This window comes from Neohoeflea coraliihabitans, assembly GCF_019334345.1.
Taxonomy (GTDB): domain Bacteria; phylum Pseudomonadota; class Alphaproteobacteria; order Rhizobiales; family Rhizobiaceae; genus Pseudohoeflea; species Pseudohoeflea coraliihabitans.
In genome coordinates this window covers 666,945-693,343 of sequence record NZ_JAHWQX010000001.1, presented here as the reverse complement: position 1 = coordinate 693,343, position 26,399 = coordinate 666,945, and the positions used below count along the sequence as shown (strand labels likewise).

The window sequence follows — 26,399 nt, the reverse complement described above, 5'->3', positions numbered from 1 at the left end:
TGCCTCAGGCCGATTTGCGCGTCGATCCGCCAGAGGACTTCGCGGACTTGCTCTTTGCGGATTTGCTGCCGGTCTTGCTGGAAGCGGATTTTGAACGGGATGATTTGCCAGCGCGCGATTTCGACGCGCCCGACCCGGATGAGCCTTCAAGGCTCTTCTTCAAGGTGGCCATCAGATCGATGACATTGTCGCCGCCGCTATCGCTGCGTTCCTCGTCCTCGTCGATGGTCAGGCGCTTGCCCTTCATCTTGCGCTTGACGAGGTCACGCAGGGCAGCCTCATAATTGCTTTTATAGGCGGAAGCGTCGAAGTCTGACGTTTTCTTGTCGATCAACGCGGTGGCGACCTCAAGCAGGTCGGAATCTGCCTTGGTTTCGGGGATGCCCTTGAACAGCGGGTCCGCATCGCGCAGCTCCGCGGCGTAGTGCAGCGTTTCGAGCAGCAGTCCCGAACCGCAGGGCTTGACGGCGATAAGGTATTCACGGCCGCGCATGGTGAGCTGGCCGATGCCCACCTTCCTGGTGCTGCGCAGCGCATCGCGGATCACCTGGTAGGCTTCCTCGGCGAGTTGATTTTCGGGCACGAGATAATAGGGTTTGTCGTAGTAGATCGGGTCGATCGCGCTGGCTTCGACGAATTGCACCAGCTCCAGCGTGCGCTTGGTTTCGAGCTTGACGGCGTCGATCTCCTCGGGTTCGAGCAGAACATATTCGCCTTTCTCGATCTCGTATCCCTTGACGATATCATCGTTATCGACCGGGCCGATGCCTTCCACCACCTTGTCGTAATGCACGCGTTTGCCGGAAGGCTTGTGGATCTGGCGAAACGAGGTGCGACCACTGGACTGGGTGGCGCTGTAGAGTTCGACCGGAATCGAGACCAGGGAGAGACGCAGCTGACCTTTCCAAAGGGACCTCGGTGCCATTCGCTTCTCCCGGTTACGCAAAAAGAACTCTGAACGCCGCAGGATCGCCAGGGACCCTGACGGATCCGGAACGCGGCGATATCGGGTCTTTAACCCCGGTCTGGCGCCATAGGTTCCCGGCTGCAGGCCATAAGGGCAGCGCTCGCCGGCGGAGGGTGAGCCTAACGAAGCCTTAACCATAACAGATTATCAATGTCGGAGAGTCGACGGGCTGGCGTCCTGCGCCATCCTTTAACCAAAATTGGCCGCGAGAAAGCCACGGCGAGCAAGGGTTTGACCCGTCCGCTTGCGGTTTCCGGCAAAGAGGACGTCTTGGCCGCCCGGTTTAGCCGCCGGGCGTTTGGATTCGAGGGCTATCACTATGGAACAGGTTGGACTGGCCGCAACGAGCGATGTGACGCTGTGGTCGCTTTTCATGCAGGCGGGAATCGTCGTGAAGATCGTCATGCTCGGTCTTGTTGGAGCGTCGATCTGGACCTGGGCGATCGTCGCGGACAAGATTGTCAGCTATGGGCGGGTCCGCCGCCGGCTCGACAAATTCGAGCAGGCGTTCTGGTCGGGCCAGTCGCTTGAGGAGCTTTATCGTTCCCTTTCCGAGCGCAAGCCGACCGGCATGGGCGCGGTGTTCGTGGCCGCCATGCGCGAGTGGAAGAAATCGTTCGAACGCGGCGCGAAGTCCCCGATCGGCCTGCAGATGCGTATCGACAAGGCCATGGATGTGACGCTGGCGCGCGAAGCGGAGAAACTCGAGGCGCGTCTCGGGTCGCTGGCGACAATCGGATCGGCGGCGCCGTTTATCGGCCTGTTCGGAACCGTGGTGGGCATCATGACCTCGTTCCAGGCGATCGCCGGTTCGAAATCGACCAATCTGGCCGTTGTCGCGCCGGGTATCGCCGAGGCGCTCATGGCGACGGCGATCGGCCTTCTGGCGGCAATTCCGGCCGTCATCGCCTACAACAAGTTCTCGGCGGATGCCGGCAAGATAACGGCGCGGCTCGAAGGTTTCGCCGATGAATTCTCGGGAATTCTGTCGCGGCAGATCGACGAGCGCATGCAAACCCGCCAGGCGGCCGAATAGGCCGCGCAAACGCTTACGGAGGCTCATTGATGGGAATGTCCGTTTCAGGAGGCAGCGGCCGGAGCACGCGGCGCGGTCGGCGCGGACGGCGGCGCGAGCTGGTCAGCGAGATCAATGTCACGCCGTTCGTCGATGTGATGCTCGTGCTTCTGATCATCTTCATGGTGGCAGCGCCGCTTCTGACGGTCGGCGTGCCGATCGATCTGCCGGAAACCCAGGCCAAGGCCCTGAACTCGGAAACGCAGCCGATCACTATTTCCGTCAATCCGGATGGGCAGATCTTTCTGCAGGAAACCGAGATCGGCCTCGACGAGGTGGTCCCGAAGCTCGAAGCGATCGCCACGACAGGCTACAATGAGCGCATCTATGTGCGCGGCGACACCAGTGCCGACTACGGCACCGTCATGAAGGTGATGGCGCGCATCTCGGCAGCCGGATATCGCAATCTCGGCCTGGTGACGCTCCAGGAGCAGGATAGCTGATCGTCGGTCATGAAAGGCAGCCTTATCATATCGACCGGACTGCACGCCCTGGTTCTCGCCGTGGCGCTGTCCAGTTTCACGGCTCCGCGGACCCTCGAAGTTGCGGATGTCGAGGCGTTGCCGGTCGATATCATCCCGATCGAGGAGATCACGCAGATCCAGCAGGGCGAAAAAACGGCACCCGTGGCCGAGACGGCGGCGCCGAAACCGACGCAGCGGCCGGATCCGGTGGAGGATGCCGAGACGGTCGGCGACAATACGGCTGATCTGAGTGCCAACGAGAATGCCGAGGCGGCCGAACGCGAGGTCGTCGCCGATGCGCCGCCCAAGCCCTCGGAAAAGCCGGTGCCGACGCCCGAGCCGGATGTCAAGCCGGAGCCGAAGCCTGAGCCTGTCCCCGAGCCGGTGACGAAAGCCGAACCAGCGCCTGCGCCCATCGAGCCGGCCGAACAGCCGGCAGAACCGGAGCCGACCGAGTTGGCCTCGCTTCCGCCAGAGCCGGACCCGGTCGCCGAAGCCATCGAGCAGGCGCCCCCCGAGCCTGAATTTTCCGCCTTGCCCAGTGCCGGTCCGGTGCCGCAGCGCCGACCGGAGCCGGCGCCGAAGGAAGCCGCCCCGAAAGAGGTCGCCAAGGTCGAGCCGAAACCCGAGACCAGGCAGCCCACGGCAAGCGCCTCCTCGTCGAAGGAATCGGATTTCAATGCCGATGAGATCGCCGCCTTGCTGAACAAGGACACGGCCAAAGGCGGCGGCGCCAAGCGAAGCACGGAGACGGCGTCGCTCGGCGGCGCCCAGACGACGCGGGGCGAAACGCTGAGCCAGAGCGAGATGGACGCGCTGCGCGGGCAGATCCAGAAGTACTGGAACATCATTCCCGGCATGGCCGATGGCGGCGACGTGCGCGTGACGGTGCGCATGAAGCTGGACCCGGCCGGCAATATTGTCGGCAATGTCAATGTCTCGGCCTCGGGCGGTTCGGCGGGCACCCGCGGGACACTGGCGAGCAGTGCCCGGCGGGCGGTGTTGCGCGCCCAGCCCTATACGCTGCCGGTGGCCAAATACGACGCCTGGTCTGAAGTTGTCGTACACTTCGACCCGAGCCAATTGTTTTAATAGTGAGGTTTGTGATCCATGCGAAAACTGCGCCAGACTCTGTTCGTGTTCGCCGCTCTGCTGGTTGCGAGCCTGCTTGCATCGCAGCCGGCCGCCGCGCTGGTCGAAATCGACATCAACCGCGCCAATGTCGAGCCGCTGCCGATCGCGATTACCGATTTTCAGGCCGGTGACGATCTCGGTGCGCGCGTGTCCGGCGTGATCGAAGCCGATCTGAAACGGTCGGGCCTGTTCGCGCCGGTCAACCGGGCCGCCTTCATTGAACAGATTGCCGATCCCGACCAGACGCCGCGGTTTCCCGACTGGACCGCGATCAACGCGCAGGCGCTGGTGACCGGCCGGGTGGTGCGCGAGGCCGATGGCCGGCTGCGCGCCGAGTACCGGCTGTGGGACACCTTTGCCAACCAGCAGCTGGCGGGCGAGCAGTTCTTCACAAGCCCGGAAAACTGGCGGCGGGTCGCGCATATCATTGCCGATGCGATCTACCAGCGGCTGACAGGCGAAAAAGGATATTTCGACAGTCGCGTCGTCTTTGTTTCGGAAAGCGGCCCGAAGAGCGATCGCAAGAAGCAATTGGCGATCATGGACCAGGATGGCGCCAATGTGCGCATGCTGACGTCGGGCAATGATATCGTCCTGACACCGCGCTTTTCGCCGAACCGGCAGGAAATCACCTATATGTCGTTCGAGGGTGGGCAGCCGCGGGTCTATCTGCTGCAACTGGAAACCGGACAGCGTGAACTGGTCGGAAACTTTCCCGGCATGACTTTCTCGCCGCGCTTTTCTCCCGATGGCCAGAAGATCGTGATGAGCCTGCAGCAGGATGGTAATGCCAACATCTATGCCATGGATCTGAGGTCACGCGCGACAACGCGGCTGACTTCGACGGCCGCGATCGACACTTCGCCGTCATTCTCGCCGGATTCGCAGCGCATCGTGTTCGAAAGCGACCGGGGCGGGCGCCAGCAGCTTTACGTGATGGGGGCGGACGGTTCGAACCAGCAGCGCATTTCCTTTGGCGACGGATCCTATTCGACGCCGGTGTGGTCACCACGCGGCGACCTGATCGCCTTCACCAAACAGTCGGGCGGCAAGTTCTCGATCGGCGTGATGAAGCCGGACGGATCGGGCGAGCGCATCCTGACGACCGGCTTCCACAATGAGGGGCCGACCTGGGCGCCGAATGGGCGCGTGCTGATGTTCTTCCGGCAGCCGGCTGGCGCCGGTGGCCCGCAAATCTACTCGATCGACCTGACCGGATACAACGAGCAGCGGGTGGAAACACCGGGCTATGCCTCGGACCCGGCCTGGTCGCCGCTTCTCGAATAAGGCGCATTGTCGCCGCCTTCATGCCGCATTTGCAGTTCATCTGGGCGCAATCGGGGAGTTTTTAACCGGGGATTTACCCTGTCTGTTCAAGGCCGATTAACCGCCATCGGTTAGATTTGGTCAACCACAACATTCAAGGAGGCCGGCCATGCGCCGCATGTCCACAATCGCCCGCAATCCGGCATTTCTCGCGCTTTTCGTGGCGCTTGCCGTAACCGGGTGCGCGAGCAAGAAGTCGCTGCCGAACAATGCGGGGGAACTGGGGTTGAGTTCGGCCACGCCGGGTTCGCAGCAAGATTTCACAGTCAATGTCGGGGATCGCATCTTCTTTGACACGGATTCGACAGCCATCCGGCCTGATTCGGCGGCGACGCTCGACAAGCAGGCGCAATGGCTGGCGCGTTATCCCAACTATCGCATCACCATCGAAGGTCATGCCGATGAGCGCGGCACGCGGGAATACAACCTGGCTCTCGGCGCCCGTCGCGCCGCAGCGACCAAGGCCTATCTCGCTTCGAGAGGAATTCCCGCCAACCGCGTCCAGACGATTTCCTACGGCAAGGAACGTCCGGTGGCCGTTTGTGACGATATCTCCTGCTGGTCGCAGAACCGGCGCGCGGTCACCGCACTTGGCGGTGCCAGCGGCAGCTAAAACAGGGCCTTCCGGTCAGAGATCAAAGGCGGCCTTGATGGCCGCCTTTTTTCTGCGCACCATAGAAATGCCCGGTTGTATGGTGATTGAGCGGCTGTGGCGCGGTGTCGCGAGGCAGGGCGTCCAGTTGCAGCCGCATCGGCGCTGACGAGAACGAAATCGGCTCCCTTGCCTGACGGGCGAGACGGCCATCGGGGTGGCGTGTTGCCGGAGCCATGACAAAACGAGGTTGAGACAGATGAAGAAAATGCGTCGATTGGGCGGGATTGGTGCGATTGCAGGTGCGGCGGCGCTGACCTGGACGGGACTGGTCACGCCTGTGTGGAGCGGTCCGGTGGTGACACCGCAGGCGGCGGCGACGGCGATGGCCGGCACCAGTCAGGTGATCCGGGTGCAGTCGGGTGATGCGATCTACCGCATCGGCCAGCTTGAGGAGCAGGTGCGCGGACTGAATGGGCGCATCGAGGAGCTGGGTTTCCAATTGCTGCAGATGGAAGAGCGCATGCGCCAGATGCAGGAAGACAACGAGTTCCGGTTCCAGCAGCTCGAGGGCGGAAGCGGCCAGCGCTCCGATGCCGGGTCGGCGGACGGGGCGGTCAGTGGCGAGGTGCCGATGGACCACGCCGGCACGCAGACGCCGCCGGGTGTTGAAGACACGACCACCGCCTCCACCGCTCCGTCATCGGCTACCGGGGCGCCGCCACGCACGCTGGGTACGCTGACCTTCGACGAGAATGGCAATGCGGTGACCGGGCCCGGTGACGGGCCGGCGACACAGACTGCGTCTCTCGACAACCCCGATGCTCTCTACCAGGCCGGGTACGATCACATCCTGGCGGGCGATTATCAGCTGGCCGAAAGTGTGTTCCGCGATTTCGCCGACATCCATCCCGATGATCCCAATGCGCCGAATGCAATGTTCTGGCTCGGCGAGGCACAGTTCTCGCAGGGGCGCTATTCCGATGCGGCACAGACCTTTCTCGACGCACACAAGCGCTACCCGCAGGCTGACAAGGGGGCCGACACGATGTTGAAACTCGGCATGTCGCTCGCAGCGCTCGACAAGCTGGAGGCGGCCTGCGCGACCTACCGGCAACTCGCCTCGAACTACCCGGCGGCCTCGCCGGCGGTGCGCAAGAAAGCGCAACAGGAGCAGACCAGCGCCAATTGCTGAGCTGAGGCACCAGATGGCCGATCGCGCGTCGCAATCCGAACCGCAGCGCGGCCCGCGCCACAAGACGCGCCTCTCCCCGCGGTCCGCCGCTTGTCCGGGATCGCCTGAAGCGGCGCTGAAAACATTCATTGCAGATTTTACCGATCCGCGGCCGATTGGCGTTGCGGTCTCTGGCGGGAGCGATTCCACCGCCTTGCTGGTGGCGCTGGCCGAGGTGGCTGCCGACCGCCCGATTATCGCTCTGACAGTCGATCACGGGTTGCGCGCGGCATCGCCGGCCGAGGCCGCTGCGGTCGGTGCGCTGTGCCGCAGCCTCGGCGTTAAGCATGTCACCCTCAGCTGGACCGGCGAGAAGCCGAAAAGCGGTCTGCAGGCGGCGGCCCGAGTGGCGCGCTATGGTCTCCTCGCAGCCGCGGCGGAACGATACGGACTGGCGGCGATCGCCACGGCCCATACGGCCGATGACCAGGCGGAAACCCTGGAGATGCGCCGGACCCGCCACGCTGCGCCGATCGAACCGACAAGCGGCAACCATCTTTATATACCCGGGCTGACCGGCATCCCGCCGGCCACACTATACAATGAGCGCGTCTGGTTCGTGCGTCCGCTGCTGATGTGCAGAAGAGGCGATCTGCAGGCTTATCTCAGGCTGAACGGCGTGGGCTGGATCGAGGACCCTTCCAATGCTGACCGGCGCTTCGAACGGGTGCGTGTGCGCCAGGACGGGGTCAAGCCGGTTGCCGGGCTGGCACCGTTGTGGGCGGAGCGGGCGGCACGCAGCGCGGCGGTGGCGCAGGTCCTTGATGCCGGCTGCCGCCGCCTTGCGACTGATCGGTTTGAACTGGTGCTGCCCGGGGTGGGGCAGGACATTGCCGCCGGCGCCCTGGCCGCCTGCATCGATATGGCCGGCGGTCGGTTGCGCCAGCCGGATCGCGCCGGGCGCGCGAAGCTGATGATGCTGGCGCGGGGGAATGCTGCCATGCCGGTGACCCTCGGGCGGGTTCTGGTTCACTCGCGAGGGCCGGGTTATCTGTTGCGGCGGGAGCGCCGCAATGTGCTGCCGATCAGTGTGGCAGCAGGCGCGGAAGAAATCTTCGATGGCCGGTTTCGCATCCGCAATGCGGGCCGTTCGGCGGTTCAGGTGCTGGGGGGCGGCGAAGACGGAATTCTGCCTGAATTGTCGTGCACAGAGGGGGGGCAGGGCGTGCCGTGCGGGCATGTCATGCTGGAACGTTTGTGCGGGCGCGCGTCACGTTTGCTGCCGGTTTTCGATACCGCGCAGGCGGCTGCGCTGGCGCGACTGGCAGAGCGAACGCCCTTTGCCGCGTGTCCCTGGACCGGGTGGGCAAAAGCTGCCCCGTGAAAGGGGCTTTCACCTTGGCAAACGCCAAGCGGAAACCTATGTTAGACGCATGTTTTTGACGCCTCGCGTCGCCACGGCTGTGAACCAGCCCTTACCCTCTTGGGGACAAGGATGAATCCAAACCTACGCAATTTTGCACTCTGGGCCATTATCGCGCTGCTGTTGATCGCACTGTTCAACATGTTCCAGAGCCCGACCGACCGGACTTCCGGGCGGGAAATTCCCTATTCGCAGTTCCTCAATGAGGTTGATGCCGGCCGTGTCCGCGACGTGACCATCGTCGGCGAGCGGATTACCGGCAACTACAAGGATACCGCAGGGGCGTTCCAGACCTATTCGCCCGGCGACAACAACCTGATTGCCGAACTGTCCGAGAAGGACGTGGCCATCACGGCGCAGCCCGAGGTTGACGGGTCGAACACGCTGCTCGGCTATCTGTTCTCGCTGCTGCCGATCCTGCTCATTCTGGGTGTCTGGATCTTCTTCATGCGCCAGATGCAGGGCGGTTCGCGCGGCGCCATGGGATTTGGCAAGTCGAAGGCCAAGCTTCTGACCGAGGCGCATGGGCGGGTGACCTTCGCCGATGTGGCCGGGGTCGATGAAGCCAAGCAGGATCTCGAGGAGATCGTCGAGTTTTTGCGCGATCCGCAGAAATTCCAGCGGCTGGGCGGCAAGATCCCGCGCGGCGTGCTGCTCGTCGGACCGCCCGGTACCGGCAAGACGCTGACGGCCCGCGCCGTCGCCGGTGAGGCCAATGTGCCGTTCTTCACGATCTCCGGCTCGGACTTTGTCGAGATGTTCGTCGGCGTCGGTGCATCGCGCGTACGCGACATGTTCGAGCAGGCAAAGAAAAATGCGCCCTGCATCATCTTCATCGATGAGATCGACGCGGTCGGCCGGCACCGTGGTGCCGGTCTCGGCGGCGGCAATGATGAGCGCGAGCAGACCCTGAACCAGCTGCTGGTCGAAATGGACGGGTTTGAAGCCAATGAGGGCGTTATCCTGATTGCCGCGACCAACCGTCCGGATGTGCTTGACCCGGCGCTGATGCGACCGGGCCGGTTCGACCGGCAGGTCGTTGTGCCGCTGCCGGACGTCAATGGACGCGAGAAGATTCTCAAGGTGCATGTGCGCAACGTGCCGATCGCTCCGAATGTCGATCTGCACATCCTGGCGCGCGGCACGCCCGGTTTTTCCGGCGCCGACCTGATGAATCTGGTCAATGAAGCGGCGCTGATGGCGGCGCGGCGCAATCGGCGCCTGGTCACCATGTCCGAGTTCGAGGATGCCAAGGACAAGGTGATGATGGGCGCCGAGCGCAAGTCGATGGCCATGTCCGACGAGGAAAAACGCACGACCGCCTATCACGAAGCGGGCCATGCGCTGATCGCGCTGAAGATGCCGGGAATCGATCCGATCCACAAGGCGACGATCATTCCGCGTGGACGTGCGCTCGGGATGGTGATGACGCTGCCTGAAAGCGACCGCTATTCGATGAGCCATGAGAAGAGCATCGCGCGGCTGACGCTGCTGTTTGGCGGTCGTGAAGCGGAGATCTACAAGTTCGGTCCCGAGAAAGTGACGAACGGTGCCTCCGGTGACATCCAGATGGCGACCAGCCTGGCGCGCGCCATGGTGATGGAATGGGGCATGTCCGACAAGCTCGGTCGGGTGCGCTACGCGTCCAATCAGCAGGAAGTGTTCCTTGGCCACTCGGTGTCGCAGACCACCAACATCTCGTCGAGCACGGCAAAGCTGATCGATGAGGAAGTGCGCGACATGATTGAGGAAGCGGAGACGCGGGCGCGGTCGATCATCCGGGACAATTCCGAGCAGTTCGAGGCGATTGCCCAGGCGCTGCTCGAATTCGAAACGCTGACCGGAGACGAACTGCGCGATCTGATGAATGGCAAGCCGCCAAGCCGCGAGGACCCGGACGAGCCGCAGGCTCCGCGCGGCACCGCGGTGCCGACGGCTGGTGTCAAGAAGGACCGTCGCGACAGCAAGGATAAGGGCGACGAGCCCGATACCGGGCTCGAGCCACAGCCGCAATAAGGGCCGAACCGCCCTCATCAAAGCCGGTCGCGGGTCGACCGGCGTTTTTTTATCGCGCATTGCGAGCAGAGGGGCCGGCCTGTTAACCTTCAGGCAAGGATGGCGGCAGATTTGCCTGTGAAAAAGAATGAAATAAAATCTGATTTCACCTCGGCATGGTTCAATTGCTAGGTGATCCGCAACTTCCGCGGGGATTGGCGCGCCGTGCAAGGCACGGTTTTCGGCGCAATCGCGCGGCGGCAGCAGGGGGACGACATGAGCAAACGCTATTTTGGCACGGATGGGATCCGCGGTCAGTCAAACATGGCGCCGATGACGCCGGACATCGCCATGAAGGTCGGCATCGCGGTCGGCAATCTGTTCCGGCGCGGCGAGCACCGGCATCGGGTGGTGATCGGCAAGGATACGCGCCTTTCGGGCTACATGATCGAGAACGCTCTGGTGGCCGGTTTCACGGCTGCCGGTCTCGATGTCTTTCTGCTCGGCCCGATCCCGACACCGGCCGTGGCGATGCTGACGCGGTCATTGCGCGCCGATATCGGGGTGATGATTTCCGCTTCGCATAATCCTTTCCAGGATAATGGCATCAAGCTGTTCGGCCCGGATGGCTACAAGCTGTCCGATGAACTGGAGCATCAGATCGAAGCCCTGCTCGATGATGACATCTCCACGCATCTGGCCTCGTCCAGCCAGATGGGGCGCGCCAAGCGCGTCGATGGGGTGCATGACCGCTATATCGAGTTTGCGAAGCGGACCATGCCGCGCTCCCTGACCTTGTCAGGCATGCGCGTGGCGATCGACTGCGCCAACGGCGCGGCCTACAAGGTGGCGCCGGCGGCGTTGTGGGAGCTGGGTGCGGAAGTGGTGACCATTGGCGACGAGCCGAACGGCACCAATATCAATCTCAATTGCGGCTCGACGCATCCGGTGGCTCTGGCGCGCAAGGTGCACGAGGTGCGCGCCGATATCGGCATCGCGCTCGATGGCGATGCCGACCGGGTCTTGATCGTCGATGAAACCGGGGCGATCGTCGATGGCGATCAGCTGATGGCCCTGATCGCCGAATCCTGGGCGTCGGACGGTCTGCTGCGCGGCAATGGTCTGGTGGCGACCGTGATGTCCAATCTCGGACTGGAGCGCTATCTCGACGCGCGCGGCATGCAACTGGTGCGCACCAAGGTCGGGGACCGCTACGTTGTCGAGCATATGCGCAGCCATGATTTCAATCTTGGCGGCGAGCAATCGGGGCATATCGTGATGTCGGATTTTGCCACGACCGGCGACGGACTGGTGGCGGCATTGCAGGTTCTGGCCTGCGTCAAGCGCATGGATCGACCGGTTTCGGAGGTCTGTGCCCGATTTGAACCGGTGCCGCAGCTTCTGAAGAATGTCCGCTTTTCCAGCGGTCGCCCGCTCGAGGACAAACATGTCATCGAGGCCATCGCCGAGGCGGAGAAAGCGCTTGCCGGGCGGGGGCGCCTGGTGATCCGCCCGTCGGGAACCGAGCCGCTGATCCGCGTCATGGCGGAGGGCGATGATCCCTCGCAGATCGAATCCATCGTTGATGGTCTTGTCGGGGTGATCTCGGGTGTGCGCAGCGCTGCCTGAGCGTCAATTCCTTCAAGCAAATGAGCGTGTTGAGGAAGCGGCCGCTGCGGCCGCTTTTTTCGTTGCGGCTTGTCAGTGGCCATCAGTGAAACGACTGCAACCATGCAAGGTAAAATCCAGTATTGTGGTAAATCGACGTGGTTAAACCAGTTTTAACCTTTCCCTTTCATTATCCATGACCAAGACGGAGAGAGGCTATTGGGGAATGGCCTGGCGCTTGCAACATGGAGCTTGATATGAAAACCACCCTCTTGGCTGGCGCTGCGCTGGCAATCGGACTGACCGGCGCGCATGCCGCCGACTTCGGACAACCGGTGCAAGACGCGCCGTATCTGCCGCCGCTGGCTGGCGAACCGGTGGTTTCCAGCGCATCCGGATGGTATTTGCGCGGCGATGTCGGCTATGCCTGGAACCGCAGCAAGGGCGTCAACTTCTTCCAGGGCAGCAGCGCCACGTACTCTTCCTTCGATACGGCGGAACTGCGCAGTTCCTATACGGTCGGCGGCGGTGTCGGTTACCAGGCCACGCGGCGGCTGCGTTTCGACGCCACGCTCGATTACATCGGCAAGACCGATTTCACCGGCTCGACCAGCGGCTCGTGCGGTGTGGCGACGGACTGCGTTTCCACTGATCTCGCCGACTTCACAGCCTACAGCCTGCTTGCCAACGTGTATGTCGATGTCGCGACCTGGGGCCGGGTCACGGGCTATGTCGGCGGCGGTATCGGCGGCACCTATGTCGACTGGGACAATCTGAGCAACACCTCCTGCGATGCCGCGGACTCGACGAGCTGTGATCCGACGGTGTGGCATGAAGGCGATGGCAGCTGGCGCTTCACCTACGCGCTGATGGCCGGTGCCTCGGTGGATCTGACCTGCGCGCTGAAGGCCGATGTCGGCTACCGGTTCCGCAATGTTGAAGGTGGCCGGATGTTCGGCTACGCCCTCGGCGGCGGACCGGGCTATGACGAAGGTTTCCAGAGCCATGAAGTGCGCGGCGGTCTGCGCTATTCGTTCGGTGGTTGCGAAACCCCGCCGGAGCCGCCCGTCTACATGCCGCCTCCGGTCTACAAATAAGTTTCACGAGATCTCAGAAAGCCGCCCGGACCTGACAGTCCGGGCGGTTTTCGTTTGGGCGCGATCAACGCCGGCGGCACGATTACCAAAGCGTGTCGTTTCACGGTTAAGAAACATGCTTAACCAGACCTTAACCAGTTGAACCGATACTGCCCGAAAGCTTGGCCGTCTGAGTGCGCGGTCAGAGACAATCGGGAAGGGTCTGTCATGTATAAGCGCGTCGTGCTGTCCACGCTCCTCGCTGCCGCCACGGGTTTTGCCGGTCCGGCCCTGGCTGCCGACCTCGATGCCATCCTTTACTCCCCGAACCTGCCGGTGACCCAACCGGTCGAGATCGGCAATGGCTGGTACCTGCGCGGCGACTTTGGTTATTCTCTGAGTTCTGAGGGTGCGGCGAGCGAATACACCTCGGTCGTGGTTTCGCCTTTCGCCACCAGTTCCGACACCTATACCTCCTCGGGGCTGAGCGATGAGTGGTCCGGCGGGGTCGGCGTCGGCTACCGCTTCACCGAATATCTGCGCACAGACGCAACCGTCGACTTCGGCCAGGGTCGCTTCGGCGGAACGCGGGATTCGGCCACGCCCTGCCTCGGAGAGCCGACCGGCACCACCTGTCCGTCCACCGACAGCGGCGATTACACCACCATGTCGCTGCTGGCGAACGGCTATGTCGATCTCGGCACCTATGCCGGCTTCACACCCTATGTCGGCGCCGGCGCCGGCATGGCGCGCGTGCGGTGGGGAACGATCACCAATTCATCGCTGTGCAGTGACGGCACGGGCACCTGCGCTTCGAGCACGACCGAGACCTATGAGCATCCGGGCGAGGACAGCTGGCGCTTCACCTATGCCCTGATGGCCGGCATGTCCTATTCGCTGAGCAAGAATCTGCAGCTTGATCTCGGCTACCGCTACCAGAAGATCAATTCCGGCGAGATGTTCGGTTTCGACAGCACATCGACGGCTGCCGGGGCCTCCGGAACCCAGGCCTATGACAATGGCTTTGAAAAGCATGAGATCCGCGCCGGCCTGCGCTATTCTCTTTGGTAGGCGTACCAGGAACAGGGGACCCTTTCCCAGAGGGTCAATAGGAAAAGGCGGTCCCGGACCGCCTTTTTTCGTTTTCGGGCCGCGCGCCGGTTCGTTTCGAATTGCGCTTGACTTCGCGGTGGCCCGGACGTAATCCCGCCAGTGGGACACCCCTCCCCAACGAGGGGCTACTATCTGGAAGGATAGCCAAATGAATGATCTGAAGACACCGGACGTGCGTCCGGACAATCCCCGTTTTTCTTCTGGCCCCTGCGCAAAGCGTCCCGGATGGACGCCGGAAGCGCTGCGTGATGCGCCGCTCGGTCGCTCGCATCGTGCCAAGATCGGCAAGGCCAAACTCAAGCAAGCCATCGACAAGACCCGCAGCGTGCTCGGCGTTCCGGCCGATTACCGCATCGGCATTGTTCCGGCATCGGATACCGGCGCGGTGGAGATGGCCCTGTGGTCGCTGCTGGGCGCCCGCGGCGTGGACATGCTGGCCTGGGAAAGCTTCGGCGCCGGCTGGGTCACCGATGTCGTCAAGCAACTGAAGCTGGCCAATGCGCGGACGCTGACCGCGCCTTACGGTGAGCTGCCTGATCTGGGCGCCATCGATTTCAACAATGATGTGGTCTTCACCTGGAACGGCACAACATCCGGCGTGCGCGTGCCCAATGCGGATTTCATTCCGGCCGACCGGCAGGGTCTGACGATCTGCGACGCCACGTCGGCGGCTTTCGCGCAGAAGCTCGATTTTTCCAAGCTCGATGTGGTGACCTTCTCGTGGCAGAAGGTGCTCGGCGGCGAGGGCGGTCACGGGGTGCTTATTCTCGGCCCGCGCGCGGTGGAGCGGCTCGAGAGCTATCAGCCGGCCTGGCCGTTGCCGAAGATTTTCCGCCTGACCAAGGGTGGCAAGCTGATCGAGGGCATCTTTGCCGGCGAGACCATCAACACGCCGTCGATGCTCTGCGTCGAGGACTATCTCGATGCGCTCAGCTGGGCGGAAAGCCTCGGCGGGCTGGACGCGCTGGTGGCGCGTGCCGATGCCAATGCGGCGGTCATTCACCGTTTTGTCGAATCGCGGGACTGGGTCGCCAATCTGGCGCAGCGGCCGGAGACCCGGTCGAACACGTCTGTCTGTCTGGTGATTACCGATCCCGAGATCTCCAGCCTTTCCGAAGAGCAGCAGTCGGCCTTCGCCAAATCGATGGTTTCGCGTCTCGACAAGCAGGCTGTCGCCTTCGATATCGGCGCTTATCGCGATGCGCCGGCCGGTCTGCGGATCTGGTGTGGAGGGACCGTGGAGACCTCGGACCTCGAGGCACTGATGCCCTGGCTCGACTGGGCCTTCGAAGCTGAAAAAGCGGCGCTGGCGTAGACGCCGGCTCTCCGATCGACACTTCCCCTCGCGGCCGTTGAAGGTCGCACCATCTTCTTCATTCTTGCAAAGGAGGCCTGAAATGGCACCTCGCGTACTCGTATCCGACAAGCTTTCGCAAACCGCCGTCGACATTTTTCGCGACCGTGGCGTCGATGTCGATTTTCTGCCCGAGCTCGGCAAGGACAAGGACAAATTGCTGGCCGCGATCGGACAATATGACGGCCTGGCCATCCGCTCGGCGACCAAGGTGACCGAAAAATTGCTGGCGGCTGCCGACAATCTCAAAGTGGTCGGGCGGGCCGGCATCGGCGTCGACAATGTTGACATCCCCGCCGCCTCAAAGCGCGGCGTCATCGTCATGAACACACCGTTCGGCAACTCGATCACCACGGCCGAGCATGCGATTGCCCTGATGTTCGCGGTGGCGCGGCAATTGCCCGAGGCGGATGTTTCGACCCAGGCCGGCAAATGGGAGAAATCGAAATTCATGGGCGTCGAGATCACCGGCAAGACGCTCGGGGTCATCGGCTGCGGCAATATCGGTTCGATCGTCTGCTCGCGCGCCATCGGACTGAAGATGCGGGTGGTGGCCTTCGATCCGTTCCTGTCGGCGGAGCGGGCCGAACAGATCGGTGTCGAGAAGGTCGAGCTGGACGAATTGCTGGCACGCGCCGATTTCATCACGCTGCACGTGCCGCTGACCGACAAGACCCGCCAGATCATCGATGCCGAGGCGCTGAAGAAAACCAAGAAGGGCGTGCGCATTATCAATTGCGCGCGCGGCGGTCTGGTGGTCGAGGCGGATCTGGCCGAAGCGATCAAGGCCGGGCACGTCGCCGGGGCCGGTTTCGACGTCTTCGAGACAGAGCCGGCGACCGACAGTCCGTTGTTCGGCTTGCCCGGCGTGGTCTGCACGCCGCATCTGGGCGCCTCGACCACCGAGGCGCAGGAGAATGTGGCGATCCAGGTGGCCGAGCAGATGGCGGACTATCTGGTGCGCGGCGCCGTGACAAATGCCATCAACATGCCCTCGATCAGTGCGGAGGAGGCGCCGCGGCTGAAGCCGTTCATCCGTCTTGCGGATGTGCTCGGCACCTTTGTCGGCCAGGCGACCGAAAGCGCCATCCTCGAGGTGGAGATCCTCTATGACGGCTCGACGGCGGCCATGAACACCAAGGCCCTGACCAGCGCGGTGCTTGCCGGGCTGATCCGCAGCCAGGTGGCTGACGTCAACATGGTCTCGGCGCCGATCATGGTGAAGGAGCGCGGCATCATCCTGTCGGAATCCAAGCGCGACAAGTCGGGCATCTTCGACGGCTACATCCAGTTGACCGTGAAGACGGCGCGCCAGACGCGTTCGGTTGCCGGCACCTGCTTCTCCGACGGCAAGCCGCGCTTCATCCAGATCAAGGGGATCAATCTCGACGCCGAGGTGGGTGAACACATGGTCTACATCACCAATCATGACGTGCCGGGGATCATCGGAACGATCGGCACGGTGTTCGGCGAGGCGGGCGTCAACATCGCCAATTTCTCGCTCGGTCGCGATCATCCGGGCGGCGATGCCATCTCGATGCTGTATGTCGACGCGCCGGTGCGCCAGCCTGTGCTCGACAAGCTGATGGCCCAGGAGAATGTGGTTGCGGCAAAGCCGCTGGCGTTCAATCTCGGCTAGGTCAGCGCTCTAGCGCGGTGCCCTGAAGGGCCCCGTACCCGTTGATGATTGCAGCATTGAATGCTGCCGGTCGTCACGGGGCGGGGCCTTCGAGTTTCACGCGCTGTTGCTTTTCAGCCAGGGCGATGCCGCCGATGACCAGCGACAACGCCAGCACGTGGTAGAGCTCAAGCACCTCGCCAAGCAACAGCACCGACAGGAAGGTGCCGAAAATCGGCACCAGGTTGATGAACAGGCCGGCGCGATTCGATCCAATCGCCTCATTGCCCTTGATGAAAAGCACCTGCGCAAAGATCGACGGGAAGATGGCGGTGTAAGTTGCGATCGTCCAGCCTTCCCAACCCGGCCATATGACGCGCGCAGCGCCGATTTCCCAGGCCGCGAAAGGCAGCGCAAAAAGAAAGGCGGCCAGCGACATCAGGGTCATGATGCTTTGCCAGTGCAACTTCGGTTTGTAGCGCAGCATCACCGTATAGCCCCCGTAAAACAGAACGCCGAGCAGCATGAAGGCGTCGCCGCGGTTGAGCTGCAGGCCGAGCAGGGTCTCGAGGTGTCCATTGGATGCGACAAGCGCAACGCCGGTCAGTGTCAGGACAAAGCCGATCGTCTGGTTGCGGCCGGCCGCGATGCGAAAGATCAGGAAATTGGCAAGAAAGATGACCACCGGCATCCCGGCCTGGAAAATCACGACATTGATCGCGGTGGTGTATTCCAGTGCGGTGTAGAGACAGACATTGAAGGCCGCAAAACCCAACGCTCCATAGGCGGCGATCTGCCACCAGTGCTTCCGGATGACCGGCCAGTCGCGGCGAATGTACGGGACTGAAAAGGTGGCCATCAAGGCAGTGGCCATGCCCCAGCGCAACGCCGTCAGCAGCATTGGTGAGACATGACCGACGGCCAGTTTTCCGGCAATGGCGTTGCCGCTCCAGAACAGGGCGGTCAGGATCAAGAGGAGATAGGCAGTGCGCAGCATGTATCTTCCAAATGAGACGGGACGGGATTTCCGGGTGTAAATGGCCCCGGCCAGCGACGCAAATCCAGACCGCATCTATGCCAATGCTTGCCGGCCCCTCACCGGTTCGAGGGCGCTCTCACGGACCAGATGCCGCCGGCCGACGGATACATGGCATCGGCTAAAATCCTGTAGAATGCAAGAGATAGTTGCGGGCCGGGGAGCAAAGCTGGTTCTGCCGCAGAGGCGACGCACTCTCAAGCCACGCTGACACGATGACCGGGCATCACGGGTGGGTGCGGGGAGCCGGCGGCGGTGGACGGGACGCAGAGTGTTCGTGCGGCTGACATTTTCCCAGGAATAGTGCATCCCTGTGGCCCCCGGGGGGGTCGCGTGGCGCCATGCTTGTCGTTATAGAACAGGGTCGCAAGCGTACGCCCGGGCAGGTGGTCCGGTGAAGAAGGAAGTGGTTCATGGCGAATGTGGTGGTCATCGGCTCGCAGTGGGGCGATGAGGGAAAAGGCAAGATTGTCGACTGGCTGTCGGAGCGGGCGGATGTGGTGGTCCGCTTCCAGGGTGGCCATAATGCCGGTCATACGCTGGTCATCGACGGCGTGAGCTACAAGCTGTCCCTGCTCCCCTCCGGCGTTGTGCGCAAGACCAAGCTCGGTGTGATCGGCAATGGTGTGGTTATCGACCCGCATGCGCTGATTTCCGAGATCGACCGGCTGGCGGAACAGGGGGTCACCGTCAGTCCCGATAATCTGCGTATTGCCGACAATGCGACGCTGATCCTGTCGCTGCACCGTGAGCTTGACGGCTTTCGCGAGGATGCGGCATCTGACACCGGCACCAAGATCGGAACGACGCGTCGGGGTATCGGTCCGGCCTATGAAGACAAGGTCGGCCGGCGCGCCATCCGCATCATGGACCTGGCCGATCTCGACTCACTTCCCCTGAAGATCGAGCGCCTGCTGACCCACCACAACGCGCTGCGGCGCGGACTCGGCCAACCCGAGATCGCCGCAGAGACGATCCATGAGGAGCTTCTGGCGGTCGCCGAGCGGATCGAACCGTTCCGCGAGACCGTATGGCTGCTGCTCGACAAGCAGCGGCGGCGCGGGGCGCGCATCCTGTTCGAGGGGGCGCAAGGCACTTTGCTCGATATCGACCATGGGACCTACCCGTTCGTCACCTCGTCAAACACCATCGCCGGTCAGGCGGCAGCGGGCTCCGGTCTCGGGCCGAATTCGCTCGATTACGTGCTCGGTATTACCAAGGCCTATACGACGCGCGTCGGGGAGGGGCCTTTTCCCACCGAGCTCGATGATGAGATCGGCCAGTTTCTCGGTGAACGCGGCCGGGAGTTTGGCACCGTGACCGGCCGCAAGCGGCGGTGTGGCTGGTTCGATGCGGCCCTGGTCCGGCAGGCGGTGGCCGTCAACGGGATCTCCGGCATCGCGCTGACCAAGCTCGATGTTCTCGACGGGCTTGAGGAAATCAAGATCTGCGTCGGCTATGAGCTCGATGGCGAACGCACCGACCATCTGCCAGCCAGCCAGGCGGCGCAGGCGCGGGTCGTGCCGGTCTACGAGACGATCGAAGGTTGGAGCGGCACGACTGTCGGGGCCCGGAGCTGGGCGGAACTGCCGGCGCAGGCCATCAAATATGTGCGGCGTGTCGAGGAGTTGATCGGCGCGCCGGTCGCCCTACTTTCGACAAGTCCGGAGCGGGAGGACACCATACTTGTGACTGACCCGTTTGAAGACTAGGTTAAGGGTCAGGATACATTAATGTGACAGAAATGGCGTTTGATATGGAAAGGACTTCGAGGAAAAGCCTGCAGAGCGGGGCCGATGCCCCTCTCAAGGGTTTTGACGCGGTAGACCGCCGCCAGATCGATCGTCCTTCGGATCGGACGCATTCGCACGGGCTCCCTCGTGACAAGCCTTTGAAAGTCGGTAGACTTCCTGCAGGCTTGCTGCTTGGTGCCGCACGAAATCGTTGCGACCATTTCAACCAGATTGATGGGTCCTGACCCTCAGCTCCAATAGATTTCATTTCCAACGCATGCAGCAGGTACCGGTCAGATCATGGCGGATTTTGTAGGGGTCATTCGCAAGGCGGTCGACAATCTTTCCGAGAACACGCCGGAAAACCGGCAGAGAGTCTACGGCAAGGCGCGTACCGCGATCCGCCGGCAGCTCGAGGCGATGTCGCCGCGACCGAGCGAGGAATTGCTCGACCGGCAGCTTGCCAAGCTCGATGATGCCATCGAAGAGGTCGAGAGCGAGCATACGGCGGCCCTGCCGCCGGAGGCCGCCGAAACCGAACAGTTGATGGCCGAGCTCGAGGCGCTGGTCGAGGACGGGCAGCCGCAGCATGAGGCGCCCGGGGCGGGCAATGGACCGTATGGCGAGAGCTATGCGGCCCCGGCGCCAGCCTATCCGCCGGCCGCCGCTCCCTCGCCACAGCAGGATTACCCGCCGGCGGAGGACTATCCGCCGCAGGTTGAGCCTGGGCATCAGGGCCAGCAGCCCATGCCGCACGGCTATGGCGATGATCCGGCCTATGCACAAGACGAGGACGATTACGACGGGCAGGTCGATGTCTCGCCCGGCGGCGCCGCGGGGGCTCATTACGCCGACCCGCATCATCCGGTGGTGTCCGGCGAGGATCATGACGAGGTGTTCGGCCTCGGAACGGGAGATCGGGAAGCGGCCGGCGAAGCCGGTTACCCGCAGGTTGAAGACGGGCGGCGTTCCGGCGGGCTACGCGGCGGAATGACAATGTGGGTGCTGGGGCTGGTGGTGCTTGTGCTGCTCGCCGGGGCCGGCTACGCGGCCTATTCGCAGCGTGACGCTTTGACCGCCCTGTTCGGCGGCGGCGACGACAGTGTCGCGGTCGCCCCGAATGCGCCGACCGTCGACACCCAGCCAGACAGCGGCACTGAAGCCACCACTCCGGGTGCGGGCGGAGAGGCTGCCGATAGCGATGATGCGCCCACCGAACTGGCGGCCGTCGATCCACAGGCTCCCGTTGAAAGTGATGGCAAGTTTACCCAGCGGCTGAATGCCGACGGGACGGAAAGCGATCCCGGCCCGGCGCCGCAAGTTGCCGATGCGGGTCCGGTGGAGGGCCGCTCCCTGGCGGCGCAGAGCGATAGCGCCGATGCACCGGCAGCGTCTGCCGATGCCGGAGCGGAGGACAGCGATTCGCCTCCGGCTGCCGCGATAAGCGGCGAAGAGCCGGCCGCAGCTGCTGCTTCGTCAGCGGATTCGCCGCTGGGCGTGGCGCAGAAGATGTTCCTGTATGAAGAGCGGCTTGACCAGCAGGCGCCTGCTGTGACGGAAGGGACGGTGGTCTGGTCGGTCATCCCCGATACGGAAAACGGCGGCGCCAACAATGTGGCAATCCGCGGCGAGATCTCGTCAGGGACCGGCGGTTTGTCGGCGCTGATTACCATCAAGCGCAACAGCGATCCGTCGCTGCCGGCCAGCCACATCATTGAACTGGTGTTTGCCTTGCCGGATGGCTTCGGCGGCGGCGCGATCGACCAGGTGCAGCGGGTGGCGATGAAGCAGACCGAACAGGACCAGGGCAATCCGCTGATTGCCGTGCCGGCCAAGATCACCCAGGACTTTTACATGATTGCGCTGAACGATCTGGCAGCTGCGACCAACACCAATCTGGCCCTCTTGCGCGAGCGCAACTGGATCGACATTCCGGTGGTCTACACCAATGGCCGCCGGGCACTGCTGACGCTGGAAAAAGGCGCCAGCGGCAGCGAAGCCTTCAACGAAGCCCTGGACGTCTGGGCGGCGGGCTGACGAAACGCCTGGTTGGTTTCTAGCCGACTGCCGCTTCTTTTCAGGAGGCGGGGACGGCGGCGGTCGGTCGTTGCTCACCACTTTCGGCCAGCTCCGCCAGGCGCGCCTCGGCTTCTGGCGCCCGCAAGGCGCGGTCTATGAAGCCACCGCCGAAAACGCGCGCGCCTGCATCCGGCGCGGAATAAAGAACGCACGCCTGGCCGGCTGCGATGCCATCCTCGCGGTCGAGGAGCTCGACCTCGATCCGCCATTCGCCGTCAATCTGCACGCGATGAACCACCACCGGAAGCGGCGGGCGCGTCGAGCGCAGCTTGGCAAAACAGGCGAAACCGTCTGCGCCAATGGCCTCAACCGGCTCGTCGCCCAGCCAGTTGACCTGCCGCAGCACGACGCTGCGCGTTTCCAGAGCTTCTCGCGGGCCGACAATGACACGCTTTGAGCGTGCGTCGAGGTGTACGACGTACAAGGGCTCGCCGGTGGCCACCCCAAGCCCCTTGCGCTGACCGATCGTGTAATGAACGATGCCCGGATGATCGCCGAGGATGCGGCCGTCCATATGCACGATCTCGCCGGCCAGCGCTGCATTGGGACGCAGCTTTGCGATGACATCGGCATATTTGCCCTGCGGGACGAAGCAGATATCCTGGCTGTCCGCCTTCTTGGCGACACCCAGTCCCATCTGCTCGGCAAGCGCTCGGGTCTGCGCCTTCGGCAGGTTGCCGAGGGGGAAGCGCAGGAAATCGACCTGTTCCTGGGTCGTGGCGAACAGAAAATAACTCTGGTCACGGCCCGAATCGACCGGCCGGTAAAGCGCGCGGTGGCCTGGATTTTCGGGCGTCGGCGCGGCGCGTGAGCGAATATAGTGGCCGGTCGCCAGGCAATCGGCGCCCAGATCGCGGGCCGTGGCCAGCAGATCGGCGAATTTGACTGTCTGATTGCAGGCCACGCATGGTATCGGCGTCTCGCCGGCAACGTAGCTTTCAGCAAAGGGATTGATAACCGCCTCGCGGAAACGCTTCTCATAATCGAGGACATAATGCGGGATGCCAAGCGTCTCGCAGGCGCGACGGGCATCATCAATATCCTGACCGGCACAGCAGGAGCCGGCCCGGTGCACGGCAGAGCCATGATCATAGAGCTGCAAGGTGACGCCAAGAACGTCATAGCCTTCGCCCTTCAGCAGGCCGGCGACGACCGAACTGTCGACTCCACCGGACATTGCGACCACGACACGGGTGTCGCCGGGCGACTTGTCAAAATCGAGACTGTTCACTTTCTACTCCGGCATTCAAAGGCGTTGAAGGCGCCGATCAAGCGGTTTTCACGGCGCCTTATAGGGTTTCAACGTGGCGGCAACAAGTCCGCTTCTGTTCGGCCCGCCGCCCGTCAGCCCGCCCGGCATTCCGCCTGTCAGCCGTTCCGGTCGCAGTTCACCCCGTAGGCACCGGGTGATGGCATGCCCTGAACCTGTGCCGAAACGTTACCGAAAGATTATTGCGTCCTTAGGCAAATTTTAAAACAGAGTGGGTAGCCTGCTTCTACTAGGTCTTGAGTTTGTAAGAGTGTCCAATGACCGATATGGTACGACCCCGCGTCAAATATGTGATCGGCCCGGATGGCAGTCCGTTGACGATTGCCGATTTGCCCCCTGCCAATACGAGGCGATGGGTGATCCGTCGAAAAGCCGAGGTTGTCGCCGCCGTGCGCGGCGGCCTGCTCAGCCTCGAAGAGGCTTGCGATCGCTACACATTGACGGTGGAGGAGTTCCTGTCCTGGCAGTCGTCGATCACCGATCACGGTCTGGCCGGACTGCGCACGACGCGAATCCAGCAGTATCGCCACTGATCTTATCGTTCGACCTTTGCTCTTGTCGGCGACAGCGCCGTCAGGCGTCGTCCTTGATGGGATGCAATGGTGCGCCAATTGCCGTGCGCATGCGGATCACCATCGCATGGGAAAGCACCGCGAGAAGTGCCGAAAGCGCGTAAAACCAGAGGCCAGGCTGCGAGGTGGCCTGCGCCAGGCCGCCGGTCTTGGCGGCCACGATGACGATGGCGACGATCATCACATCCATCAGCGACCAGCGACTGAGATGCGGCAAAAAGCGTGCGGATGACAATTTCCGCGGTGCTGCCGAAGGCTGCAATGGTGCGAGCGCCTGAGCGGCAATGGCACACAGTTTGAGCAGGGGAAACAGCACCGACACAAGGAAGATGATGGCGGACAGGGCCCATTCGCCATCACTCCAAAGGCTATGGATGATGCCGATCAGCGAAGGCGCGCTGTCAAACAGATAGAGTTTCTCAAAACGCATCAGCGGCAGCACAAGGCCGAGCGCCAGGCAGAATGCCGCGAGGACCAGCGTGACGGGCAGGATGCGCTGCAAGGGCTTTTCCGGCTGTGATTGCGCCGGCAGCTGATTGCGAGGCCGGTCGCGTGCGGTTAAAATTTGCAGGCGGCAGAGGACTCGTCTCTGCCAGCCTTGCGAATTGGACGCTGCCAGCCTGCACAGCTGCGCTGACAAGACAAGTATCTCCCCGCGCAAACGCCCTCAAAACATGACTTGACCGGCGATGGACCCCTGGGATCCAGCACCGGTCAGATCGAGAAATCGCGGAGGCGGGTGCGGCGTCAGACGGCGCGGCCAGCCTTCTGATCACGGTTTTCAAGCGCGGTTGCCTTGGCGTATTCCGCTTCGGCTTCCTCAAGTGCCAATTCCGCCGCTTCGAGCTGCAGCTGCAGATCGCGCGCCGAATTCTGAAGATTGTCGGCGCGCTGGCGCGCGGCCTTGGCGAAGGTCGGATAGGCAAAGTGGGACGGATCCGAAATTCCGGCCTTCTTTTCCTCGGCGACGATCTGGTACTCCAGCTCGGCTGCCATTTTCTGCATTTCCGCCATCATGAGCTGAATCTGGCTCAACTGGCGGGATTTTTCGTTGACCTGAAACTGTTTCAGGCGAACGTGGCTCTCACGCGACTTCATACGCAATACTCCCGTGATGCGAGACCCCGGATCTCATTCTGAGCCGAACCGGCCGGTTCGACCTGCCCGTACGCGAATCATCACCTCATTTAACAGGCATTAACTTTTCGCCGGTTTTGGTAAGAATTCGTTTACGGGCATCGTTAATACTAAGCGTCATGGTTTAAGGCGAGGTAAACGAAGACTGGCTTTTTCGACTGCTTTTGTGGAGTCGATTGAATCATTTAGCCGCTTTTCCTGAAGTGGTTTGCGAAAGTCAATGAATGGCTTTTTTGAAGAAAAATCAGGAGTCTACCATGTGGATTTAACTCCTTCTGAACGGTTGCGTACCTTCCTCAGAATTTGTTAACCATTCCATGGCAGCCTCCAAATCAGGCAACGACTGGACCCGTACCGTGTAGTGGGCGTTGATGACGGCTCTACGGCGGCGGATAAGGGGATGAATATGCGCGTACTACTGATTGAGGATGACAGCGCCACGGCGCAGAGTATCGAATTGATGCTCAAGTCCGAGAGTTTCAACGTCTACACCACCGACCTGGGCGAGGAGGGTGTGGATCTCGGCAAACTCTACGACTACGACATCATTCTGCTCGACCTCAACCTGCCCGATATGTCCGGGTACGAGGTGTTGCGCACCTTGCGGCTGTCAAAGGTCAAGACGCCGATCCTGATCCTGTCGGGCATGGCCGGTATTGAAGACAAGGTGCGCGGCCTTGGTTTCGGCGCCGATGACTACATGACCAAGCCTTTTCACAAGGATGAGCTGGTGGCGCGCATTCACGCCATCGTGCGGCGGTCGAAGGGCCATGCACAGTCGGTGATCACCACCGGCGATCTGGTCGTCAACCTGGATGCCAAGACCGTCGAAGTCGGTGCACAGCGCGTGCATTTGACCGGCAAGGAATACCAGATGCTCGAGCTGCTTTCGCTGCGCAAGGGCACGACGTTGACCAAGGAAATGTTCCTCAATCATCTGTATGGGGGCATGGACGAGCCGGAATTGAAGATCATCGACGTCTTCATCTGCAAGCTGCGCAAGAAACTTGCGACAGCGGCCGGCGGCAAGAACTATATCGAGACCGTGTGGGGTCGCGGCTATGTGCTGCGCGAGCCGGAAGAGAGCGAAATTCGCGAAAGCGCCTGAGACGCGCGGCGCGCCGACGCCACAATGGGGCGGTAAGCAGTTGCCTGGCTTAACGTGAATTGCCTCAGCGAAAGAATTCGACAGACCCGCCGCTTGCCGGCGGGTTTTTTGCTGAGAGCGTGGACGGGCGTCCGCGCGCTCAGGCCGCGAGGGCGTGCGGGCCGAAGGTGGTCTCGAGAATGTTCCGGTCGAACGGCTTGATCAGGAAATCGTCGGCGCCGGCGCGCTTGCCGACCATCAGCACCTTGATGTCGTTCTCGATGGTTGAATAGAAGATCTTGACCTTGTCGCCGCCCTGCATCTGGCGGACCGTCGTGATCAGCTTCAAGGCGTCCGGCATGCCGGCGTCGACAACGAGAACCGACGGCAGCTGTGCCTCGCACATTTCCAGAGCCTCTCCGGTATTGGAGGCCTCGACGACGAGGAAGTTCATGCCGGTCAGGATCCGCTTGGCGACCTTGCAAATCACGGCGGAATCGTCGGCAATCATCAATCTCTGCATTGTCGTCTCCCTGGTCCCTGCGGTGCGCGGGCTGTGCCGGTCG

Annotated in this window: 23 protein-coding genes; 17 read left to right on the top strand and 6 right to left on the bottom strand. The window is 62.5% G+C overall.

Translation table 11 applies throughout. The annotated features are described in order from the left end of the window. Positions 1-4 precede the first annotated feature (4 nt). Positions 5-925: a non-homologous end joining protein Ku gene (gene ku, locus KY465_RS03280; protein ID WP_219158392.1), complete on the bottom strand. Its 921-nt coding sequence runs from the start codon at positions 923-925 to the stop codon at positions 5-7. 361 nt (positions 926-1,286) lie between these two features. Between ku and tolQ the strand changes: the two genes are divergently transcribed. The 13 genes from tolQ (at position 1,287) to serA (ending at position 16,940) form a co-directional block, all read left to right on the top strand. Next, the gene (tolQ, locus tag KY465_RS03275) at positions 1,287-2,003 is read left to right on the top strand and encodes a protein TolQ (RefSeq protein WP_219158390.1); all 717 of its coding nucleotides are present in this window, start codon (positions 1,287-1,289) and stop codon (positions 2,001-2,003) included. A gap of 29 nt (positions 2,004-2,032) precedes the next feature. Beyond that, complete coding sequence (gene tolR / locus KY465_RS03270) at positions 2,033-2,485, top strand: protein TolR (protein WP_219158389.1); 453 nt, start codon at positions 2,033-2,035, stop codon at positions 2,483-2,485. 9 nt (positions 2,486-2,494) lie between these two features. Further along, complete coding sequence (locus tag KY465_RS03265; protein WP_219158387.1) at positions 2,495-3,598, top strand: hypothetical protein; 1,104 nt, start codon at positions 2,495-2,497, stop codon at positions 3,596-3,598. Between the two features lie 18 nt (positions 3,599-3,616). After that, positions 3,617-4,927: a Tol-Pal system beta propeller repeat protein TolB gene (gene tolB / locus KY465_RS03260; protein ID WP_219158385.1), complete on the top strand. Its 1,311-nt coding sequence runs from the start codon at positions 3,617-3,619 to the stop codon at positions 4,925-4,927. A 148-nt stretch (positions 4,928-5,075) separates the two neighbouring features. Further along, positions 5,076-5,579 carry a peptidoglycan-associated lipoprotein Pal gene (pal, locus tag KY465_RS03255; protein ID WP_219158383.1) on the top strand — a complete coding sequence of 168 codons (504 nt, stop codon included), beginning with the start codon at positions 5,076-5,078 and terminating at the stop codon, positions 5,577-5,579. Positions 5,580-5,817: 238 nt separating this feature from the next. After that, positions 5,818-6,753 carry a tol-pal system protein YbgF gene (gene ybgF, locus KY465_RS03250; protein ID WP_219158381.1) on the top strand — a complete coding sequence of 312 codons (936 nt, stop codon included), beginning with the start codon at positions 5,818-5,820 and terminating at the stop codon, positions 6,751-6,753. A 13-nt stretch (positions 6,754-6,766) separates the two neighbouring features. After that, on the top strand, positions 6,767-8,116 hold the full coding sequence (gene tilS, locus KY465_RS03245) for a tRNA lysidine(34) synthetase TilS (RefSeq protein WP_219158379.1): 1,350 nt from the start codon (positions 6,767-6,769) through the stop codon (positions 8,114-8,116). Positions 8,117-8,227: 111 nt separating this feature from the next. Continuing rightward, positions 8,228-10,171, top strand: a complete 1,944-nt coding sequence (ftsH, locus tag KY465_RS03240) for an ATP-dependent zinc metalloprotease FtsH (RefSeq protein WP_219158377.1) — start codon at positions 8,228-8,230, stop codon at positions 10,169-10,171. Positions 10,172-10,426: 255 nt separating this feature from the next. Then, the gene (gene glmM, locus KY465_RS03235) at positions 10,427-11,779 is read left to right on the top strand and encodes a phosphoglucosamine mutase (RefSeq protein WP_219158375.1); all 1,353 of its coding nucleotides are present in this window, start codon (positions 10,427-10,429) and stop codon (positions 11,777-11,779) included. A gap of 236 nt (positions 11,780-12,015) precedes the next feature. Next, positions 12,016-12,855 carry an outer membrane protein gene (locus KY465_RS03230; protein WP_219158373.1) on the top strand — a complete coding sequence of 280 codons (840 nt, stop codon included), beginning with the start codon at positions 12,016-12,018 and terminating at the stop codon, positions 12,853-12,855. A 207-nt stretch (positions 12,856-13,062) separates the two neighbouring features. Next, positions 13,063-13,905 (top strand): outer membrane protein, encoded by an 843-nt coding sequence (locus tag KY465_RS03225; RefSeq protein ID WP_219158372.1) that lies wholly within the window; start codon positions 13,063-13,065, stop codon positions 13,903-13,905. 190 nt (positions 13,906-14,095) lie between these two features. Then, on the top strand, positions 14,096-15,262 hold the full coding sequence (locus KY465_RS03220; protein WP_219158370.1) for a phosphoserine transaminase: 1,167 nt from the start codon (positions 14,096-14,098) through the stop codon (positions 15,260-15,262). Between the two features lie 82 nt (positions 15,263-15,344). After that, positions 15,345-16,940: a phosphoglycerate dehydrogenase gene (gene serA / locus KY465_RS03215; protein ID WP_219158368.1), complete on the top strand. Its 1,596-nt coding sequence runs from the start codon at positions 15,345-15,347 to the stop codon at positions 16,938-16,940. Positions 16,941-17,013: 73 nt separating this feature from the next. Here serA and KY465_RS03210 read toward each other — a convergent pair whose 3' ends face one another. Continuing rightward, complete coding sequence (locus KY465_RS03210; RefSeq protein ID WP_219158366.1) at positions 17,014-17,916, bottom strand: DMT family transporter; 903 nt, start codon at positions 17,914-17,916, stop codon at positions 17,014-17,016. Positions 17,917-18,368: 452 nt separating this feature from the next. Between KY465_RS03210 and KY465_RS03205 the strand changes: the two genes are divergently transcribed. Both KY465_RS03205 and KY465_RS18600 read left to right on the top strand, forming a co-directional pair. Continuing rightward, positions 18,369-19,667 carry an adenylosuccinate synthase gene (locus KY465_RS03205; protein WP_219158364.1) on the top strand — a complete coding sequence of 433 codons (1,299 nt, stop codon included), beginning with the start codon at positions 18,369-18,371 and terminating at the stop codon, positions 19,665-19,667. 321 nt (positions 19,668-19,988) lie between these two features. After that, positions 19,989-21,725, top strand: a complete 1,737-nt coding sequence (locus tag KY465_RS18600) for a hypothetical protein (protein ID WP_255561401.1) — start codon at positions 19,989-19,991, stop codon at positions 21,723-21,725. A gap of 40 nt (positions 21,726-21,765) precedes the next feature. Here the strand turns inward: KY465_RS18600 and mnmA are convergent, their stop codons facing one another. Next, entirely contained in the window at positions 21,766-22,998 is a 1,233-nt protein-coding gene (gene mnmA, locus KY465_RS03195) for a tRNA 2-thiouridine(34) synthase MnmA (protein ID WP_219158362.1), read from the bottom strand. A gap of 296 nt (positions 22,999-23,294) precedes the next feature. Between mnmA and sciP the strand changes: the two genes are divergently transcribed. Beyond that, on the top strand, positions 23,295-23,570 hold the full coding sequence (gene sciP / locus KY465_RS03190; RefSeq protein ID WP_219158360.1) for a CtrA inhibitor SciP: 276 nt from the start codon (positions 23,295-23,297) through the stop codon (positions 23,568-23,570). A 40-nt stretch (positions 23,571-23,610) separates the two neighbouring features. On the opposite strand, the gene KY465_RS03185 is transcribed toward sciP, so the two are convergent. Both KY465_RS03185 and KY465_RS03180 read right to left on the bottom strand, forming a co-directional pair. Next, positions 23,611-24,111 (bottom strand): paraquat-inducible protein A, encoded by a 501-nt coding sequence (locus KY465_RS03185; RefSeq protein WP_219158358.1) that lies wholly within the window; start codon positions 24,109-24,111, stop codon positions 23,611-23,613. A gap of 245 nt (positions 24,112-24,356) precedes the next feature. Beyond that, positions 24,357-24,707 (bottom strand): flagellar export protein FliJ, encoded by a 351-nt coding sequence (locus tag KY465_RS03180; RefSeq protein ID WP_219158356.1) that lies wholly within the window; start codon positions 24,705-24,707, stop codon positions 24,357-24,359. Positions 24,708-25,152: 445 nt separating this feature from the next. Between KY465_RS03180 and ctrA the strand changes: the two genes are divergently transcribed. After that, complete coding sequence (gene ctrA, locus KY465_RS03175) at positions 25,153-25,854, top strand: response regulator transcription factor CtrA (RefSeq protein WP_219158354.1); 702 nt, start codon at positions 25,153-25,155, stop codon at positions 25,852-25,854. Positions 25,855-25,993: 139 nt separating this feature from the next. Here the strand turns inward: ctrA and KY465_RS03170 are convergent, their stop codons facing one another. After that, complete coding sequence (locus KY465_RS03170; RefSeq protein ID WP_219158345.1) at positions 25,994-26,356, bottom strand: response regulator; 363 nt, start codon at positions 26,354-26,356, stop codon at positions 25,994-25,996. Positions 26,357-26,399 lie beyond the last annotated feature (43 nt).

Bases quoted from the DNA above. Each gene is read 5' to 3' on its own strand.
- ku (WP_219158392.1), bottom strand. From the start codon at position 925: ATGGCACCGAGGTCCCTTTGGAAAGGTCAGCTGCGTCTCTCCCTGGTC.
- tolQ (WP_219158390.1), top strand. From the start codon at position 1,287: ATGGAACAGGTTGGACTGGCCGCAACGAGCGATGTGACGCTGTGGTCG.
- tolR (WP_219158389.1), top strand. From the start codon at position 2,033: ATGGGAATGTCCGTTTCAGGAGGCAGCGGCCGGAGCACGCGGCGCGGT.
- KY465_RS03265 (WP_219158387.1), top strand. From the start codon at position 2,495: ATGAAAGGCAGCCTTATCATATCGACCGGACTGCACGCCCTGGTTCTC.
- tolB (WP_219158385.1), top strand. From the start codon at position 3,617: ATGCGAAAACTGCGCCAGACTCTGTTCGTGTTCGCCGCTCTGCTGGTT.
- pal (WP_219158383.1), top strand. From the start codon at position 5,076: ATGCGCCGCATGTCCACAATCGCCCGCAATCCGGCATTTCTCGCGCTT.
- ybgF (WP_219158381.1), top strand. From the start codon at position 5,818: ATGAAGAAAATGCGTCGATTGGGCGGGATTGGTGCGATTGCAGGTGCG.
- tilS (WP_219158379.1), top strand. From the start codon at position 6,767: ATGGCCGATCGCGCGTCGCAATCCGAACCGCAGCGCGGCCCGCGCCAC.
- ftsH (WP_219158377.1), top strand. From the start codon at position 8,228: ATGAATCCAAACCTACGCAATTTTGCACTCTGGGCCATTATCGCGCTG.
- glmM (WP_219158375.1), top strand. From the start codon at position 10,427: ATGAGCAAACGCTATTTTGGCACGGATGGGATCCGCGGTCAGTCAAAC.
- KY465_RS03230 (WP_219158373.1), top strand. From the start codon at position 12,016: ATGAAAACCACCCTCTTGGCTGGCGCTGCGCTGGCAATCGGACTGACC.
- KY465_RS03225 (WP_219158372.1), top strand. From the start codon at position 13,063: ATGTATAAGCGCGTCGTGCTGTCCACGCTCCTCGCTGCCGCCACGGGT.
- KY465_RS03220 (WP_219158370.1), top strand. From the start codon at position 14,096: ATGAATGATCTGAAGACACCGGACGTGCGTCCGGACAATCCCCGTTTT.
- serA (WP_219158368.1), top strand. From the start codon at position 15,345: ATGGCACCTCGCGTACTCGTATCCGACAAGCTTTCGCAAACCGCCGTC.
- KY465_RS03210 (WP_219158366.1), bottom strand. From the start codon at position 17,916: ATGCTGCGCACTGCCTATCTCCTCTTGATCCTGACCGCCCTGTTCTGG.
- KY465_RS03205 (WP_219158364.1), top strand. From the start codon at position 18,369: ATGGCGAATGTGGTGGTCATCGGCTCGCAGTGGGGCGATGAGGGAAAA.
- KY465_RS18600 (WP_255561401.1), top strand. From the start codon at position 19,989: ATGGCGGATTTTGTAGGGGTCATTCGCAAGGCGGTCGACAATCTTTCC.
- sciP (WP_219158360.1), top strand. From the start codon at position 23,295: ATGACCGATATGGTACGACCCCGCGTCAAATATGTGATCGGCCCGGAT.
- KY465_RS03180 (WP_219158356.1), bottom strand. From the start codon at position 24,707: ATGAAGTCGCGTGAGAGCCACGTTCGCCTGAAACAGTTTCAGGTCAAC.
- ctrA (WP_219158354.1), top strand. From the start codon at position 25,153: ATGCGCGTACTACTGATTGAGGATGACAGCGCCACGGCGCAGAGTATC.
- KY465_RS03170 (WP_219158345.1), bottom strand. From the start codon at position 26,356: ATGCAGAGATTGATGATTGCCGACGATTCCGCCGTGATTTGCAAGGTC.